Here is a 16,960-nt window from a genome sequence, read left to right on the forward strand (position 1 = left end):
CCTTGGCCAGGCACTCCCGTGCCCGGTCGGTCGAGTTCTCCATCAGGTACAGCGCCCCCAGGTTGAGCATCGCGATGCCGGCGCCGGGATGCCGCTCCTGGCCGGCGATCTTCTCGAGCTCCTCGCGCACCAGCTCGGTCTTCGGGGCGCCGGCCGACACGCTGAGCAGGGCACGCTCCACGCGCAGACGGGTCACGAGCTCCGTGCCGAGGGCGTGGTCGACGGTGCCGCGTGCCTCGCTGTCCACCATGCACAGCATCTGGTCCGCCACCTTCGGCTGCCCGAGCATCCGGTAGGCGGTGGCCTTCCGCGCCGCGGCCAGCGCGGAGAGCCCGTATCGCTGGGCGCGGTCGGCGAGCGTGCCCAGCCCGGTGCTGACGGTCAGCAAACCGTCCGCCTGCTGCTCGCGCACGTACCAGTACTCGAGGGCACCCGCGATGCGCGCCAGGTCGTCGAGCACCGCGGCCAGGACCTCGCCGTCCGGGTAGTTCTCCGGTGTGAACAGCGGGCGCAGGGTGGGTTCCTCGTCGCCGAGCCACTGCGCGGCGACGGCGCCGACCGAGCGGACGTCGAGCTGGTTCGCCCTGCGCACGACACGGTCGGCGTGGTGGCGGACCAGGGCCGGCACGGCGACCCGCGCGATCTCGTCGTCCTCCCGGTCGGTCCGGCCGGTGATCGCCTGCCTGATCTCCAGCGGCAGCCGGTACCGGCCGTCGACCTCCTCCATGAACCCCTGGGCCCGCAGCTTCTCGAACGGCTCCGGCAGGGCGGCACCCGAGCCAGGGTCCGCATCGGGGGCGTGGGCGGCCACCAGGGCGATGATCGCGTCCCTGGCGAGTGCGGTCAGCGGGATCACGGCCAGCGCGTGCAGCAGCCAGCGGGCGTCCGGGCTGAGACTGTCCACGGTCCGGAGCAGGATCGCGCGCCAGATCCCCACCAGGGGGTTCTCTTCGTCCGTCGTCATCGTCTTCAGCAGGGAGCCCACCTCGGCCACGCGGTCGGTGCCGGTGGTCTCCCGTGCCACGGCCTTGATCGCGCGCGGCCTGCCGTGGCACGCGTCGATCACCTCGTCGATCGGGTCCGGCACGGACAATCCGGTTGGCGCGGAAGGAGCAGGCGCGCTGCTGGTGTCGGCGAGCCAGATCGCCCGCATCCCCGCCGTGGACAAGGGATCGATCCGCACCCCGCTGTCCGGCGCCGCCGCCTCGGTCGCCGTCTCCCCGGCGATCACCAGCCACGGCTGCCGGTTGTGCCAACCCGTCCACTGTGGAATCAGCCACTGGATCTCGGCAGGCTCCGTGACATTGTCCAGCAGCAGCACCGAGTACTGCTTGGCAAGCACCTCGTGCAGCCGTTCCGCGGCGTTGGCGAGCACCTTCGGCGTCCCGTTAGCCGGCTCGTCCAGCCGGAACGTGGACAGGATGCGGCCGGCCGTCGCCCGCGCGTCGTCCGGGGCGCGGGTCGACCGGCTGCGCAGGTCGACCCGGGCGACGTTCTTGGCATTGACGCGCTGCTCGTCGATCAACGACTGCACCGCGGCCTCGGCGACCGCGGACGTGCCGACGTCCCGAGCCCCGGACACGACCACGACCCCGGTGTCGAGCAGGGTCCGCACCACCGCGGCGACCTCGTCGTCGCGGTCGTAGATCGGGCCGGGCCGGCGCCAGGCCGGCGGTTCCGGCTCGGCCAGCCGGGTCGTCTCGACCGAGGGCGGCGGTTCGAGCGGCGCCGGGTGCCGCCACGTCCACAGCCTGATCCCGGCCAGGACGAGCGCGATCAGCGGCACCACGACGATGCCGGCGACGAGCAGGGACCGCCCGACGTTCTGGCCGAGGTTGGTCTCGTTGGCCTGGTTGCCGAGCAGCTCCGCGCCGAGGGTGCCCAGGAACCAGGTGATCACGATGCTGGAGCCCACCGCGATCCTGGTGAGGAAGTCCCGCTCCGACTGGGAGCCGCGCCGGCTCATTCGGTCGCACCACCGGTGAGTCCGGAGATGACCTTCCGCCAGGTGACCATCAGCACCGCGACGGGGACGACCGACGCGACCACGGCCCCGGCCGAGACCGTGCCGGCGGCGATGCCGAACTGGCGTGCCTCGCCCCACAGCAGCAGGTTGAGCGGCGTCGACTGGGGTCCGCTGATCAGGAACCCGACGATGAAGTCGTTCCACACCAGGACGAACTCGAGCACCCCCACCGCGACCAGGGCACGCAGGTACCGGCCGTGCCAGATGGCGTCGAGCGTGGGCCTGCGGGTGCCGGACGGGTCGGGCGGGGCGGCCTGGAACGCGGTGCGCAGTACCAGGGTCGCGAAGGGGAGCCCGGCCGCCGCGTGCATGAGTGCCAGTGGCGTGCGAGCGCCGGCGAGCCCGGAGTCGCCGAACAGGTTGCCGACCGGGCCGGCGTACATCTGGACCGGTGCGACCGCCAGGACCACGAGCAGCGTGGTGAGGGTGCGGGTCAGCCAGCCGGGCAGTCCGCCCCAGGTCAGCAGGTAGGCCAGCGGCACCGCGCCCGCGACGACGAGTGCGGTGGCGAGTCCGGCGAGGAAGAGGCTGCCCAGCATGGCCGGCCACAGCCAGCTCGCGCTCACCTCGGCGAACGAGCCGAGCCCGAGACCGGACAGCTGCCACCAGCCCTTCGAGCCCGCCGCCCTCGGGTCGTGGAACGCGGTCGCCAGCAGGATCATCACCGGCAGCAGCCACAGCGCCGTGAGCGCGATCCCGATCAGCCAGCTGGGCCAGCGCCGTCGCGCGGGCGGCGGTTGCGGCGTGTCGCCACCTTCCTCGGCCGGCGCGGCCGGCACGTCGACCGGTGCGGGTGCGGGCGCGCCGGCGGGTGTGGTCCTGCGCTGCCGCCGCATGAGCGTGAAGCTGAGCAGGCCGACGATGACGAACAGCAGCACGGCGAGCGCGGCGGGTGCGCCGGTCTCCCCGGTACGCGAGGTGATCCGCCACCAGTGCAGCCCGACCACGTCGACGCTGTCCTGCATGGAGCCCGGCGCCGCGATCAGCACCAGGTCGAAGACGCGGATCGCGGCGACCAGCACGGTCAGCAGCACGATGTAGGTGACCGGTCCCGGACTGGGCAGGCCGGGGTGACCGAGCACGCCCGGCCCCGTCTTCGGCCGTGCGTCCAGACCCGCCCGGAACAGCACCACGACGAAACCGAGCCAGGTCCACGCGAACGACGAGGCGAGCACCACCCAGATCAGCCCGGGGCCGAGCCACACCACGTCCTCGCCGAACAGCGCGCTGGCCACGCCCCGCTCCGGCCGCGGGTCGAAGATGATGCGGAACACCGCGCCGGCGACCAGCGCGGACACCCCGAACGGGAGGATCAGCACGTACAGCAGGACGCGCCACAGCTCGTGGACGTGCCGGCTGATCACCGCTATGCCGTAGCCGAGCGCGATGACGACCAGCGCGATGACGACCCACACCAGGCTGTTCCGCCACGCCGCCAGCGCGCTGTGGTCGGTCACGACGTCGAGGAAGTTGCCGATCAGCGGAGTGTCGGCGTCCAGTGCCCACACCGTGGTCCACCCGATCGGCACCAGCAGCACGAGCAGCAGCAGGAGCCCCGGCAGGCCGAGCAGGAGCCGCGCCGCGGGCCGCTGCTCGAGGGTCGGGTCGAGCGCACGACCCGAGACCTCGCGCAGGGTGATCTCCAGCTTGAGGCCGGCCCTCGGTTCGGCGAGCGGCGGGCTCACCGGTACGCCCCGGCGATCTCGGCCATCTTCGGCGCCGCCGTTCGGGCCGCCGTCGCCGGCGGCATGCCGGACGCCAGGTCGTGCACGAGCTGCTGCAGGACGAGCGCGAGCCCCTCCTTGCCGCCGGCCGGGCCGAGCTGGTCGGAAAGCCGGAAGCGGGGCTCCTTTTCGTGCACCTCGCTCGCGAGCCTGCGCAGGGTGTCGCTGTAGTAACGGCTGTCGGTGTCCGGGTTGGCCGCGATGAAGCCGCCGGTGTCCCTGATCCACGGGACCGGCGCCGCCGGGCCGGCCAGGTAGCGCAGCAGGTTGTACGCGGGCCTGCGTGCCGGCTTGACGAGGACGAGCAGGTCACCGGCCACCGCGAGCGGGGGAGTGGTGCCCTCACGCGCGGGGAACGTGAAGGTGTCCACGTCGTCCGCCGCCGTGCCGAACGAGCGGATCACGGACTCGGCGTAGTCCGGCGCGACCACCATCGCGGCCCGCCGGTACAGGAACGCCTCCTGCACGGTGTCCGGGTACTGCAGCACGAGTGCGCGGTCCAGACCACCCGAGATCGCGCCCGGCACGGACCACATGTCGCCGAGCATCCGCAGCGCCTTCTCGACGTCGCCGTCGGTCCACAGCCGCGGGTCGTAGCCGGGCTGGCTCAGCGCGTCATAGGTGTCCGGGAAGTGCCGCAGCAGCACGTTCTCCATGGAGACGGCCAGCAGCCAGCCGTCCGCGCAGCCCAGCGCCAGCGGCGCGATGCCGGCGCCACCCAGGTCGGGGTCGTCGATGATCCGCTGGTTCAGGTCCATCCAGTCCGCCCAGGTGCCGGGCGGCTCGAGGCCGTGCTCGGCGAACAGCCGCCTGCGGTACCAGACGACCGAGGCGTGCGAGAGCTTGAACGGCAGCGCGTAGTGCCGGTCATCGCGCGACGGCGCGTACCTGTGGTACTCCTCCCGCCACAGGTCCTCGGGCAGCGGCGCCAGGTCGTCGAGACCGGCGGCCACGGTGCCGGGTTGGGGCATCGCCACGAGGTCGGGACGTCCCGCGGTGCGCGCGCCGAGCGCGGAGGCGATGTCGTCGCCGAAGGGGACCAGCTCGTAGCCGCCCCGGTAGTTCGCGAGCACGTCCCGGAACGCCTCCAGCTCCGTCGCGCTCCACGACACGCCCACCCGCATGTCGTCGCCGACCCCGGCGGTGGCCGTCAGCACGGAGCAGCCGGGCAGCCCCAGGCTCGCGACGGCCAGCCCGCCGGCACGGATGACGGACCGTCTGGACACGCCGGCACCCAACCCGTGCGCGGCTCGCGAATGCGCCATCCCCCACCCTCGGCCTTGACCAGTGGATGATTTATCGGGTCATACCCTACGCGCACGTACGAACACTCGGCGGAGGTTTTGCGGAATTCCCCCGACCCGGTTTTCTTCCCGATTCAGGCAAAGGGATGTCCCGATAACCGTGCTGCCGAGGTGGCCGAACGCGTTCACGATCAAGCAGTTCCACCTGGCCGGCGGTCGCGGATACTTTCCGGTTCGGTGGTGGCACCGTGAATTCCATGCGATGTTTGCGGGCCGGTGTCGGCCACGGAAAATCGGCACGTTCACGCGAACCCGCGTGCCGCCCGGCGACGGTCGTGCCTGCCGGGTCAGCGAAGCGCGGACCCGGGCGTCGGCGAGAGGCGGACGGTGGACTCGGTCCGGCCCACCAGCGCGTTGAAGGTGTCGACCACGGCCGCGCACCGGGGATGCCGATGGACGGCGTCGAGGACGCGTTCGCGGTCGGCCGCGTCCTCGAACCGCCGGATCCAGACGAAGGTGTCCTCGTCGCCGGTCACGGTGAACGATCCCACCACGTTCATGCCCATCTCCCGGTGCAGCGGGATGACGGTCTCGTCCATGTGGCCGGCCAGCTCGGCGCCGCGGCCGGGGCGGGCGTACTCCGTGCGGATCTCGTAGAACATCGGTGCCTCTTCCTCGCGGTGACCGTCAGCGCCGGGGGCCGCCGCGCGCGGCGGCGAGCGTGTAGACGTCCGGAGATCCCTCCCACGGACCGGTGCGCACCACGGCCCAGTGGGTGATCAGCCAGCGCCCGCCGAGCCTGCGGAGCCTGAGCCGCCAGTAGCCGCGCATCGTGCAGTGGTCGACCACGCCGGGGTCGGCGGGGACGTGGTGGTAGGCGACCATGTGCGCGCGGCACTCGGCCTCGTCGCCCGACAGCCGCACGAGGAGGTTCGAGGCGGCGTGGTGGGTGCAGTCGAAGCCCGCCAACGTCCCGCGGGCCAGCTCGACCAGGTCGGCGGCCGGCACGGTCGCCGGCGGTCTGCCGAAGTGGTGTGTCGACAGGTCCAGGAGTACTTCATCGGCGAACAACCGCCGCAGGGCGGCCCAGTCCCGGTCGTCCTGGGCGTGGGCGAGGCCGGCGACGACATCGGCGACGGCCATCCGGTCGGCCAGCTCCGACAGGGCGCTCACGATTCCACCTCCGCCTGCCCGGGCGGACGCTCGATCAGCGGCAGGACAAGGCGGCTGGGCCGGTCAGGACCGTGGTGGACCCGGTTCACCGCGACGGCCAGGTCGTCCTCCCCGTCGGTCGCGATCCTCCCGCCCGTGTTGGTGTTGCGGTCGTAGCGCGGGAAGTTGCTGCTGGAGACCTCGAGCCTGATGCGGTGGCCGGGCAGGAAGACGTTCGACGTGACGCGCAGGTCGAGGGTCAGCTCGTAGATCGTCCCGGGTGCCAGGGGTGCCGGGTCGGTGAGCGACCGGCGGTAGCGGGCGCGCTGGATGCCCTCACACAGCACGATCGCCCTGCCGTCCGGGTGCACGTCGACGAGCTTGCCCGTGAAGTCGGTGTCCGGCGCCGAGGACGAGACGTGCAGCACCAGGGTGACGTGGCCGGTGACCTCGACGGGACGGTCGAGGACGGCGGTGGTGAAGCACAGCACGTCCTCGCGCGTCTCGACCGCCGCCTGGTCGGCCGGTCCGGGCCAGGCGCCGGGCGCGGCGGCGAGCACGGTGCCGCCCAGCGTCGGAACCGGGCGGCGCGGGTCGTAGCGGAAGGTGTCCACCGCCGCCACGGACGCGGCGTCGCGGGTCAGGACGCCGTCGCCGGCGGCGCTGTTGGCCCGGCCGTTCCCGGCGAGGAAGAAGTCGGTGTATCGGGTGTCGGGCAGCGGCCAGTCCACCTCGTCGCGCCACCGGTCGATGCCCATGACGAAGATCCGGACCCGGTGGGCGTCCTCGGGGACCGCCGTCCGGCCGCGGACCCAGCGGTCGAAGAACCGCAGGTGCGCACCGGTGACGTCGGCGGCCTTGATGCTGCCGTCGAGCCCGAACGACCGGTCGGGGAACGTGCCGAGGTCGGCGCCGTCGGCGTGGCACCAGGGGCCGATCAAGAGCCGCTGACCGTCGCGGGCCGCGGCGCTGCCACCGTGCCGGCGCATCATCGTGTAGGACCGCACGGTCTCGCCGATGAACACGTCGTACCAGCCGCCCACCTGGAACGCCGGGACGGTGATGCCGGCGCACCGGTCGATCGCAGCGACGTCCTGCCAGAACGCGTCCCGCTCCGGATGGTCGAGCACCTGGCCGACCCAGGGCAGGTGACGAGTCAGCACGCCGCGGCCGGCGACCGGGAACGGGTCGTGCAGCAGCCGCGGGTCGGACAGGCCCGACAGCAACACCCCGGCGTCGGCCGGGTCGCCGTGCCCGCCGGCGAGGCCGCGGCGCAGGTTGCGCAGTGCCGCGAGCGTGCCCCAGGTCAGGACGGCGTCCTGCGACAACGCGCCGCCCGGGGAGTACCACGGTGCCCCGTACAGGTCTGCGGAACTCATCACGGGCGCGATCGCACGCAGCGCCGGTGCGCCCCGCACGGCCGCCTGCCACTGCGTGAACCCCATGTAGGACCCGCCCCACATGCCGACGTTGCCGTCACACCACGACTGCCCGGCCAGCCACGCGAGGGTGTCGGCGCCGTCGGCGCCCTCGTGCGCGTTCGGCACGAACGCGCCCGGCGAGCGGGAGGTCCCGCGGACATCCTGTGCCACCACGGCGTATCCGGCGCCCACGAGGGCGAACACGTCCGGCAGCTTCGGGTTGCCGTACATGCCGGCGTCGTCCTTGCCGTAGGGGGTGCGGACCAGCAACACCGGGAACGGTCCCGGCCCCGCCGGCCGCCACACGTTGGTGGCGAGCGCGATGCCGTCGCCCATCGGCACCGGCACGTCCACCTCGACGACGAAGCTCATGCCCGCACCCGGCGCCGCGGTTCCTGGCTGGTCATCCAGTGGCTGAACGCGACGTAGTGCCGGGCGAACTCCCGCGGCGTGGCCGCGTGCTCCACCGCCGCGGACAGCCGCGCCACGTGGGCGTACCGCGGGATCTGGGTGGCCTCGTACGCGGCGAGCGCGGCCGGCACGTCGGCGTCGCCGGCGAGCAGGCCGGCGAGCAGGCCGGCGTCCTCGATGCCCAGCGTCGCGCCGGCGGTGATGTGCGGCGACATCGCGTGGGCGGCGTCCCCGGCCAGCGCGACGCGCGCGGAGACCCAGTGCGGCAGCGGTGGCACGAGCATGATCTGGTTGTGCAGGATCTGCTCCTCCGGCGTCGCGGCGACCAGCTCGGCCAGTACCGCGTTCCGTCCTCCGTCGTCGAGGTGGGCGACCCGCTCCAGGGCCTGCTGCTTGCGGGTGCCGGTCGGCGCGGGCGAGTTGAACTGGTTCACCAGCCAGTAGACGCCCCCGTCGTAGGTGCGCAGGTACCCGCCCCGGCAGCCGTGGGTGCCCAGGATCAGCCGATCCTCGGCCACCGCGATGCCGGTGGCCGGCAGGACCGCGCGCCAGGCGTGGTGGCCGGGGTGTTCCCGCGCCGCGGTGCCCGGCACCAACCGCGCACGCACCGACGAGTACGCGCCGTCCACGCCGACGAGCAGGTCGCCGTCCTCGCTGCCGCCGTCGGACAACCGGACCGTGACGTGGTCCGCGTGCTCCTCGTACGACTCGAACGCGGTGGCGAGGCGGAGGTGCTCCCGCCCCACGGCGTCGGCGAGCAGCTCGGTCAGCCTCGCCCGGTGCACCAGCAGGTACCGGTGGTCCTCGACGCCGAACTCCGGGCTGTCGAGCAGGCGCCCGGCCGGGTCGTGGAAGTACATCTCGCTGGGTTTGCCGATGGCACGCACCTGCTCGCCGATGCCGAGCTCGTCGAACACGGCCAGCGCGTTGGCCCAGAGTCCCAGTCCCGCTCCGGCGGCGCGGATCTCCGGCGCGCGCTCGCAGATCACCACGTCGATCCCCGCGCGGCGCAGCGCGAGCCCACTTGTCAGGCCCACGATCCCGCCACCGATCACCACAGCCCGCATCAGCTCCGACCCCCGGTCATCCTCGATCTCCACCACGTTCCTGTCGGTGTCGACGGTAGGAACCACGGCCGATTCACACCAGTGCAACCTTGGTACATGGTTATTTCGGATGTGATAATCCGCGAGTGGACCATGTGGACCTGAACCTGATCGAGGCGTTGGACGCGCTGCTCACCGAGAGCAGCGTGACGAAGGCCGCGGCACGCCTGAACACCTCCGCGCCGGCGGTGAGCCGCACCCTGGCCCGGTTGCGGCGCGCGTTCGACGACCCGCTCCTCGTGCGTGCCGGCCGCGATCTCGTGCCCACGCCCCGGGCCCTGGAGCTGCGTGGTGAGGTGCACGCGGTCGCCACCCGGGCACGCGCGCTCTTCGCGCCGTCGAACACCGCCGACCCGCGGACCGCGGTGCGCATGTTCGACCTCCAGGTCACCGACATGCTGTCCACGACGTTCATCCCGGCCCTCATCGACGACCTGCGGGTCCAGGCGCCCGGCATCTCCCTGCGCCTGCGGCCGGAGAACCTGGAGGACACCCCGGCCCTGCGTGAGGGGCTGGTGGATCTGGAGATCGGGATCATCCGCCCCGGCGAGCCGGAGATCCGCGCGGAGACGCTCGTCACCGAGACGCTGATCGGCGCGGTGCGGCCGGACCATCCCCTGGCGCGGGCGAAGACCGTCACACCACGGCGGTTCGCCGCGGCCGACCACATCGTCATGTCGCGCCGCGGCCGAGCCCACGGCCCGATCGACGAGCAGCTCGCCGGCCTGGGCCTGCGCCGGCGCGTGGCCGCCGTCGTCCCCACCTTCGCGAGCGCGCTGTTCCTGGCCCGCGAGACCGACGTCGTCTGCGTCGCGCCGGCCAGGCTGGGACGGTCGATGCTGGACACGCTCGGGCTGTGCACCTTCCCGATCCCCCTGGCGCTGCCGTCCCTGACGATCGGCATGGCGTGGCACCCGCGCAACCACCACGACCGCACGCATCAGCTGCTGCGCGAGCGCACCCGCCACATCATGGCCACCGCCGCCGAACCGGGGTGAGCCCGCGACGATTGCGTACGGGTCAACCACACGTTGACGAACGTGTCATTGCCGGCAACCGGCGGGTTCTCTAGCGTTTCCGGCGTGCACCTCACCGTCGTCGCGACCCCCGGCCCGACCGGGCGCACGAGCGGATCGGCCGCGCCGCCGTGGTGACGGGACGAGGCCGGGTGGACGCGCTGTTCGTCCACCCGGTGAAGGGGCTCAGCGCGCAGCCGGTGGACCGGGTCGAGCTCCGGCCAGGCAAGGGCTTTCCGCACGACCGGCGGTTCGCCTTCGCCCGGCCGGACGGCAGGTACCGGCCCGGAAGGCATGCGGGACTACCGAAGCAGGAGTTCTACGCACTGGTCTCGGACCACCGCCTCGCCGGGCTGGACACCCACCTGGACACGGAGACCGACGTCCTCACCGTGCGAGTCGCGGGTCACGACGTGCTGACGGCCGACCTGAGCACGGAGGAAGGCCGCGACGCCGCGGTGCGGTTCTTCACGCGCGTCCTCGACCTACCCGCGGGCGTCATGCCGTTGCTCGCACGGGAACCAGGCAGGCGCTTCACCGACGCGGCCGCGGCCGGGGACGGACCGATGGGCTGGATCTCGTTGGTCAACCTGGCCTCGGTTCGTGACCTGGAGTCACGCACCGGCACCGTCGTCGATCCGCTTCGGTTCCGTGCCAACGTCTTCGTGGACGGCCTGCCGGCGTGGTCCGAGCTGGACACGATCGGGCGGGAGCTCGACCTCGGCGGCGTGCGCGTGCGGGCCGTGCACCGGACGAGGCGCTGCGCCGCGACCGAGGTCGGTCCCGCGACCGGCCACCGCGACCTGCCGGTGGTGAGCATGGTCCACCGCACCTACGGGCACGAGTTCATGGGCGTCTACCTGGAGGTCCTCACCGCCGGAGTCGTGGCGAAGGGCAGTGGGCTCGTTGCCTGAGCTGCGGCTGCGGGTCGCCGAGACGACCGACCTCACACCGGTCGTCCGCCGTCTCGTTCTGCGGGACGCCAATGGGTCCCCGTTGCCCGCATACGAGCCGGGTGCGCACATCGTGGTGACCACGCCGGCCGGGCACAGGCGCAGCTACAGCCTCGTCGATGCGGGCGGTGCCCGGCCGCGGGAGTACGTCGTGTGCGTGCGCCGCGAGGCCGGCGGCCGGGGCGGTTCGGTGAGCATGCACGATGACGTGGTGGCGGGTACCGACCTCGTGGTCTCCGCGCCGGCCAACAGGTTTCCCCTCGAACCCGCGCCTCGGTACCTGTTCATCGCCGGAGGCGTCGGCATCACGCCGATCCGGGCGATGGTGCGCCGGTTGCGCGGCGCGGGCCGCACCGGTGTGCGGCTGCTGTACCTGACGCGGTCCGCACGGGAAACCCCTTTCCTGGAGGAGTTCGACGGTCCGGAGGACACCGTGCACCACAGTGCCGACCGCGGACAGCTGGACCTCTGGCCGTATCTCGCGGTGCCGGACGACGATGTGCGCGTGTACTGCTGCGGGCCCGCGGCACTCACACGGACCGTGCGGACGCTGACGGCGCACTGGCGCGTGAGCCGGGTCCACCTGGAGGAGTTCGCGACCGGCCACTCCGGAATGGCCTCACCGTTCACCGCGGTGTGGGCGCCGGACGGGCGCCGGGTGGACGTTCCCGCGCACCTCTCGCTGCTCGCCGCCCTGCGCCGTGACGGTGTCCGCGTCGAGTCGTCCTGCGAGGCAGGCGTGTGCGGCACGTGCCGCCTCACGCTCCTCGACGGCGAGGTCGAGCACCGCGACTCCGTGCTGACCGAAGGGGAGCGGGTGTCGAGCGTGGTGGCCTGTGTGTCGCGGGCCAGGTCACCGGAGATCGTCGTCGGTCCCCACGAGGACAGGAAACCCGCGTGACCGTTCACGAACTGCGTCCCGAACCGGGGTTCACCACGGACGTGTTCGACCGCGACGCGCCGCCGGTGCTGACGGTGGACCCGGGCGACACGGTCGTCGTGCGATCGCTCGACGCGTCCGGGTACCTGGAACGACAACACTCGCCGGGGGAGCCCCGGCCGACCATGTTCGCCGGGCGCCGCGGCCACTGCCTCACCGGTCCGATCGCGGTGCGCGGCGCGGAGGCGGGGAGTGTGCTCGCGGTCCACATCGTCTCGGCCCGCCCGGGTGACTGGGGCTGGACCGCCGCCGGTGTGAGGGACAACGCGTTGAACCGCGCGCTCGGTCTCACCGGCGCGCCCTCCTGGCTGCTCTGGGAGATCGACGCCGCCGCCGGAACCGCCACCAGCGACCGCGGCCACACCGTACGGACCGCGCCGTTCCTCGGCGTGATCGGGATGCCGCCGAACGAGCCGGGCCAACACTCCACCATCCCCCCGCGAGCCGAAGGTGGCGGAAACATCGACTGCCGCGACCTGACCGCCGGCGCGACGCTGTTCCTGCCCGTGACCGTCCCCGGAGCCCTGCTCCACCTCGGCGACGGCCACGCCGCCCAGGGCGACGGCGAGGTTTGCGGCACCGCGATCGAATGTCCTATGTCGACGGAGGTGACTCTCGACATCCTCACCGAGGCACCGGTTCCTGGCCCGCACGCCACCACCCCCACCGGCCGCATCACCTTCGGCTTCGACGCCGACCTCAACGCGGCGATGACCCAGGCCCTCACCGCGATGGTCACGTGGCTGCGGAGTCTGTACGACCTCGACAGCGGCACCGCCACGGCACTCGCCAGTGTGGTCGTGGACCTGCGCATCACACAGGTCGTGAACGAGACCTGGGGCGTGCACGCCGTCCTGCCGCACGGGGCGGTCGGCTGACTCACGCGGCCGGCTTCACCAGGCCGTGGTCGATCAGGCTCTGCGCGGTGTCCCGGAGGGTCTGCGCGGCCGGGCGGGTACGCCAGCCGAGCTCGTCGACGGCCTTCTCGCTCGACAGCAGCTCCGGGCGGCCGACGAAGCCGAGTGCCAGGCGCAGGGTGGGGTCGAAGCGGGCCGCGAGCCACAACGCCCAGTAGGGCAGGTTCCGGGTGGGGACGCGGAAGCCCTTGGGGCCGAGCTCGTCGGCGAGGACGCGGGCCATGTCGCGCATCCAGATGTCGGGGCCGGCGCAGATGTAGCGGTTGCCGGGGGCCTTCGGGCTCTCCATTGCCAGCCGGTGGGCGACGGCGACGTCCCGGACGTCGACGAGGCTCCAGCTGATCCGCGGCACGGCCGGCATGGAGCGGTTGAGCAGCCGGTGGACGGACTCGTTGGACGTGGTCACCTCGGCGCGTTGCAGGGGGCCGGCGACGAGTCCGGGAATCACGGTGGTCATCTCGAGCCGGCGCTGCTCGGGAAGCTCGGCGTGGAACCGCCAGGCGGCGCGCTCGGCGAGGGTCTTGCTCTTCTCGTACGGGGTGCAGTTCTCGACGAGCGACCAGTCGTCCTCGGTGTGGCGGCCGGACTTCGGCTCGGGGCGGCCGGCGGCGACGGCCGAGGCCGACGAGGTCAGGACCACTCGGCGGACGGTGTCGCTCGCGGCCGCGGCGCGCAGCACGCGAAGGGTGCCGTCCACGGCGGGGCGGACGAGCTCGTCCTCGTCGCGGGGGACGGCGGGTGGGTTCGGGGAGGCCACGTGCAGTACGTAGGTGCATCCCGCGACCGCGTCGGCCCAGCCTTCGTCGGTGTCCAACCGGGCCGCGACGAAGTCGAGCCGGCCGCCGAGCTCGGCGGCCAGGGCGGTCAGGTGGGCGACCTTCTCGCGCCGTGCCACGTCGCGGACCGTGCCGCGCACCGCGTAGCCGTGCCGGAGCAGGTCTTCGACGCAGTGCCCGGCGATGAAGCCGGAGGCGCCGGTGACGAGGACGGTGTCGGGTGGGTGCTGGGACATCGAGGTCTCCTCTCGGGCAGGGCGGAGGCTTAACGTAATCATCGATGACGCAGTTGAGTCAATATCTGCGTCAGCTATGTCTCACATAGTCCGTGTAATGTGACATGCGATGGGGAGGTTGTCGATGATCGAGTCCGAGCGCGCGGTACGCGCTGACGCGCGGCGGAGCACGGCCCGGATCCTCGAGGCCGCTCAACGGGTCCTCGCGGAGGATCCCTCTGCGTCGCTGGAGCGCATCGCCGAGCTCGCGGGGCTGGCGCGGGCGACCGTGCACCGGCACTTCGCCTCGCGACAGGCGTTGCTGGACGCGCTCGTGCGGAACCTCACGGACCGCTATCTGTCGATCATCGACGAGGTGCGGTTGAGAACGGCCCCACCGCTGGTCGCCCTGCACCGTGCGACCGAGAGCGTGCTCAGGTTGAAGTGCAGCCACCCGTTCGTCACCAGCCTGACCCCCACCGACGAGAGCCCCGGCTCGCCCGCCTCGCACCCGCGGATCGTGGCGGAGCTGGAGGTCCTCTTCGGCCGGCTGCACACCGCCGGCCACATCACCGTCGCCGACCCCGCCTGGGGCAGGCTCGTCTACCTGGCCCTCCTCAACGAGGTTCATCACCTGCCCGTGGACTCCGCCGCCCTCGCGCTCGGCCCGGGCGCCGACGCCGACGACGAGCTGGACGCCCGGGTCAACCTCCTGACCGCCACCCTGCTCCGCGCACTCGGCGGGACCACCCCGCTGCCGGAAGGGTGACTGCGAACCGACGCCCGTGCTCACGCCGAACACCCGCATCCCGAAGGTCGCGCTCAGTGCTGGAGCGACTGCGTACCCAGGACGACGGCGAGGGCCAGGCGGTCGGCGTCCTCGGTGCCGGGAGCCGCGGTGTAGACGGTGATGCGCAGGTCGTCCAGGGCGACGACCAACGTGTCGCAGTCGAGGGTGATCAGGCCGACGCCAGGATGGTCGATGGTCTTGCGCCTGGACGGGTCGGTCAGGGGCGGTGGGGTCTCGGTGTCCCAGAGCGCGGCGAAGCGCGGGCTGCCGGCCGTCAGGTTGGCGACCAGGCGTCGCAGGGCGTGGTCGGCGGGGTAGCGCGAGGCCGTCGTGCGCAGGTCGGCGACGAGCCGGGCCTCGTGCTCGGCCTGCTCCCGCGGGGTGTGCACCACTCGCGACGGCAGGCGGGCGACGTTGCGCCAGACGGCATTGCGTTCCAGGCCGCGCCAGCCGCCGGTCTCGCCCATGAGCGCGTCGTAGGGCGCGTTGGCCAGCACGAGCGTCCAACTGGCGTCGTACACGACCACCGGCGTGTGCGACAGCCGGTCGAGCAGCCGCTGCACGCTCGGGGGGACCCGGGACGGCACGACGTCCTGGCCGGGCGCGGCGTGCCCGGCCAGCCGGTAGGCCAGGTCGCGTTCGGGGTCGGACAGGCGCAGTGCCCGCGCCAGCGACTCCACCACCTGTGCCGACGGCGCGGTCGCGCGGCCCTGTTCGAGACGGGTCAGGTAGTCGGCCGAGATGCCGGCGAGCGTGGCCAGCTCCTCGCGGCGCAGCCCGCTCGCCCGGCGCCGGCGACCCACCGGCACGCCGACGGCCTCGGGTGCCACCCGGTCGCGCCAGCGGCGCACCGTCCGGCCGAACTCCCACGCTTCCACGCACTCCAGTCTGCGCGGTCCGCGCCGGCTTGTCCTGGCCCTGGCAGTCCTACGACAACCGGACGACTGGCTGTGGCCCCGGCCGTCGCCGCAGGCTGGAGCCATGACCGAACCCGGAACTGTGCTGATCACCGGCCCGACCCGCAACCTGGGCCGCCACGCCGTACTGGCCATGGCCGAGCGCCCGCGGGGGCGGCGACCCGACCTGCTGCTGGTCGGCCGCGCCGGGCGAGACCTGACCGCGGTCGCCGACGAGGCCCGTGCGCGTGGTGCGCGTGTCCACGAGATCGGCTGCGACCTGTCGAGCCTGGCCGACGTCCGTGCCGCCGCGGCCACCGTGCGGGACCTGCTCGCCGCCGGCGCCGTACGGCCGCTGCGGGCGCTGGTCGCCAACGCCGGCACGATGTCGGCCGACACCCGGCTGGCCTCGCCGGACGGCTACGAGCTGACGTTCGCCGTCAACTACCTCGCCCACGCCCAGCTCGTCGGCGACCTGCTCGGCTCGCTCACCGCCCCGGCGCGGATCGTGCTGCTCGGCTCGAACACCTACCACGCCAACGTCTGGCGAAAGCTCCTCGGCGTGCCCGAGGCCAGGTGGGCCGACCCCGTCGAGCTGGCCCGCCCGGCCACCGGTGAGCAGGCCCCGGGCATGGCGGCCGCCGGCGTCGCCTACTCCAACGCCAAGCTGGCGATCCTGTACTACGCCCATGAGCTGCAGCGCCACGCCCGCGCCGGAGTCAACGTCTCGGTGTTCGAACCGGGTTGGATGCCCGGCACCGCGCTGGGCCGTGGCGCGCCCGCCTCGCTCCAGGCGGTCAGCCGCGCACTGGGCCGGGTGCCCGGCGTGTCGACGCCGCGGCGCTCGGGCCCGCTGCTGGCCGCGATGGCCCTCGACGACACGTGGGCACACCTGCGCGACGGCGCGTTCGTGGTGAAGACCAGGCTGACCGAGGTACAGCCGGTCGCCCACGACCGCGACCGGGAGCGCCGTCTGTGGGAGGCGACCGCCGAGCTGTTGGCACGCGCGGGCGCCTCGCGTTAGCACCTACCGCCAGGCCCGTGGTCCGGCCGTGGTTGTTCACTCCATAGTGGTCAGCATGGTGACTGAATCGCTCATACACTCGGTTGTGATGTCCTGGTTCTCGGTGGTCAGCCGATCCCCTCCCATGACGGGATCGAGTTGACGTGTGACGGGTACACCGAAGACGACCACCAGGACGGATGATCGTGCTGAGGTGCGGGATGGTTCGACCGAGGCTCAGTTGCGTCAGGCGCAGCGGTTGGAGAGTCTGGGCATGCTCGCCGGTGGGGTGGCGCATGATTTCAACAACCTGTTGGCGGTGATCACGAGCTTCGGGACGTTCGTGGCCGAGGAGATCGAGGCGGCTTCG

General features: G+C 72.6%; 15 protein-coding genes. 6 read left to right on the plus strand and 9 right to left on the minus strand.

The annotated features are described in order from the left end of the window. From VET29_RS42075 to VET29_RS42105, 7 genes are all read right to left on the minus strand, one after another. Positions 1–1,966: hypothetical protein (locus tag VET29_RS42075; RefSeq protein WP_324932501.1), on the minus strand; the 1,966-nt coding region annotated here is incomplete at its 3' end. Continuing rightward, complete coding sequence (locus VET29_RS42080; RefSeq protein WP_324932504.1) at positions 1,963–3,711, minus strand: hypothetical protein; 1,749 nt, start codon at positions 3,709–3,711, stop codon at positions 1,963–1,965. The genes VET29_RS42080 and VET29_RS42075, both read right to left, overlap by 4 nt. Next, positions 3,708–4,976, minus strand: a complete 1,269-nt coding sequence (locus VET29_RS42085) for an ABC transporter substrate-binding protein (RefSeq protein WP_324932507.1) — start codon at positions 4,974–4,976, stop codon at positions 3,708–3,710. Before VET29_RS42085 ends, VET29_RS42080 begins: the two co-directional genes overlap by 4 nt. A 365-nt stretch (positions 4,977–5,341) precedes the next feature. After that, the gene (locus VET29_RS42090; RefSeq protein WP_324932510.1) at positions 5,342–5,656 is read right to left on the minus strand and encodes an NIPSNAP family protein; all 315 of its coding nucleotides are present in this window, start codon (positions 5,654–5,656) and stop codon (positions 5,342–5,344) included. Positions 5,657–5,681: 25 nt separating this feature from the next. Next, positions 5,682–6,167 carry a nuclear transport factor 2 family protein gene (locus VET29_RS42095; protein ID WP_324932513.1) on the minus strand — a complete coding sequence of 162 codons (486 nt, stop codon included), beginning with the start codon at positions 6,165–6,167 and terminating at the stop codon, positions 5,682–5,684. Then, the gene (locus tag VET29_RS42100) at positions 6,164–7,939 is read right to left on the minus strand and encodes a CocE/NonD family hydrolase (RefSeq protein WP_324932516.1); all 1,776 of its coding nucleotides are present in this window, start codon (positions 7,937–7,939) and stop codon (positions 6,164–6,166) included. Before VET29_RS42100 ends, VET29_RS42095 begins: the two co-directional genes overlap by 4 nt. Next, positions 7,936–9,111, minus strand: coding sequence for an FAD-dependent monooxygenase (locus VET29_RS42105; RefSeq protein ID WP_324932519.1), 1,176 nt, complete (start codon positions 9,109–9,111; stop codon positions 7,936–7,938). Before VET29_RS42105 ends, VET29_RS42100 begins: the two co-directional genes overlap by 4 nt. A gap of 59 nt (positions 9,112–9,170) precedes the next feature. Here VET29_RS42105 and VET29_RS42110 point away from each other — a divergent pair, with 59 nt between their 5' ends. The 4 genes from VET29_RS42110 (at position 9,171) to VET29_RS42125 (ending at position 12,871) form a co-directional block, all read left to right on the plus strand. Continuing rightward, positions 9,171–10,082, plus strand: a complete 912-nt coding sequence (locus VET29_RS42110) for a LysR family transcriptional regulator (RefSeq protein ID WP_324932522.1) — start codon at positions 9,171–9,173, stop codon at positions 10,080–10,082. Between the two features lie 170 nt (positions 10,083–10,252). Next, positions 10,253–11,014, plus strand: a complete 762-nt coding sequence (locus tag VET29_RS42115; protein ID WP_324932525.1) for an MOSC domain-containing protein — start codon at positions 10,253–10,255, stop codon at positions 11,012–11,014. After that, positions 11,007–11,954 (plus strand): PDR/VanB family oxidoreductase, encoded by a 948-nt coding sequence (locus VET29_RS42120; protein WP_324932528.1) that lies wholly within the window; start codon positions 11,007–11,009, stop codon positions 11,952–11,954. Before VET29_RS42115 ends, VET29_RS42120 begins: the two co-directional genes overlap by 8 nt. Beyond that, a complete protein-coding gene (locus VET29_RS42125) occupies positions 11,951–12,871 on the plus strand; it encodes an acetamidase/formamidase family protein (protein WP_324932530.1) in 921 nt (306 codons plus the stop codon). The genes VET29_RS42120 and VET29_RS42125 overlap by 4 nt, the downstream gene beginning before the upstream one ends. A gap of 1 nt (position 12,872) precedes the next feature. Here VET29_RS42125 and VET29_RS42130 read toward each other — a convergent pair whose 3' ends face one another. Beyond that, on the minus strand, positions 12,873–13,922 hold the full coding sequence (locus tag VET29_RS42130; RefSeq protein WP_324932533.1) for an aldehyde reductase: 1,050 nt from the start codon (positions 13,920–13,922) through the stop codon (positions 12,873–12,875). A gap of 124 nt (positions 13,923–14,046) precedes the next feature. Here VET29_RS42130 and VET29_RS42135 point away from each other — a divergent pair, with 124 nt between their 5' ends. Beyond that, positions 14,047–14,670: a TetR/AcrR family transcriptional regulator gene (locus tag VET29_RS42135; protein ID WP_324932536.1), complete on the plus strand. Its 624-nt coding sequence runs from the start codon at positions 14,047–14,049 to the stop codon at positions 14,668–14,670. A gap of 53 nt (positions 14,671–14,723) precedes the next feature. Here VET29_RS42135 and VET29_RS42140 read toward each other — a convergent pair whose 3' ends face one another. Next, on the minus strand, positions 14,724–15,569 hold the full coding sequence (locus tag VET29_RS42140) for a helix-turn-helix transcriptional regulator (protein WP_324932539.1): 846 nt from the start codon (positions 15,567–15,569) through the stop codon (positions 14,724–14,726). Positions 15,570–15,672: 103 nt separating this feature from the next. Between VET29_RS42140 and VET29_RS42145 the strand changes: the two genes are divergently transcribed. Further along, positions 15,673–16,611 carry an SDR family NAD(P)-dependent oxidoreductase gene (locus tag VET29_RS42145; RefSeq protein ID WP_324932542.1) on the plus strand — a complete coding sequence of 313 codons (939 nt, stop codon included), beginning with the start codon at positions 15,673–15,675 and terminating at the stop codon, positions 16,609–16,611. Positions 16,612–16,960 lie beyond the last annotated feature (349 nt).

Source organism: Actinophytocola sp., assembly GCF_035634895.1.
In the GTDB taxonomy this organism is placed as follows: domain Bacteria; phylum Actinomycetota; class Actinomycetes; order Mycobacteriales; family Pseudonocardiaceae; genus Actinophytocola.

Excerpts from the sequence above, each read along its gene's own strand:
- VET29_RS42130 (WP_324932533.1), bottom strand. The coding sequence starts at position 13,922 with ATGTCCCAGCACCCACCCGACACCGTCCTCGTCACCGGCGCCTCCGGC.
- VET29_RS42145 (WP_324932542.1), top strand. The coding sequence starts at position 15,673 with ATGACCGAACCCGGAACTGTGCTGATCACCGGCCCGACCCGCAACCTG.
- VET29_RS42100 (WP_324932516.1), bottom strand. The coding sequence starts at position 7,939 with ATGAGCTTCGTCGTCGAGGTGGACGTGCCGGTGCCGATGGGCGACGGC.
- VET29_RS42090 (WP_324932510.1), bottom strand. The coding sequence starts at position 5,656 with ATGTTCTACGAGATCCGCACGGAGTACGCCCGCCCCGGCCGCGGCGCC.
- VET29_RS42135 (WP_324932536.1), top strand. The coding sequence starts at position 14,047 with ATGATCGAGTCCGAGCGCGCGGTACGCGCTGACGCGCGGCGGAGCACG.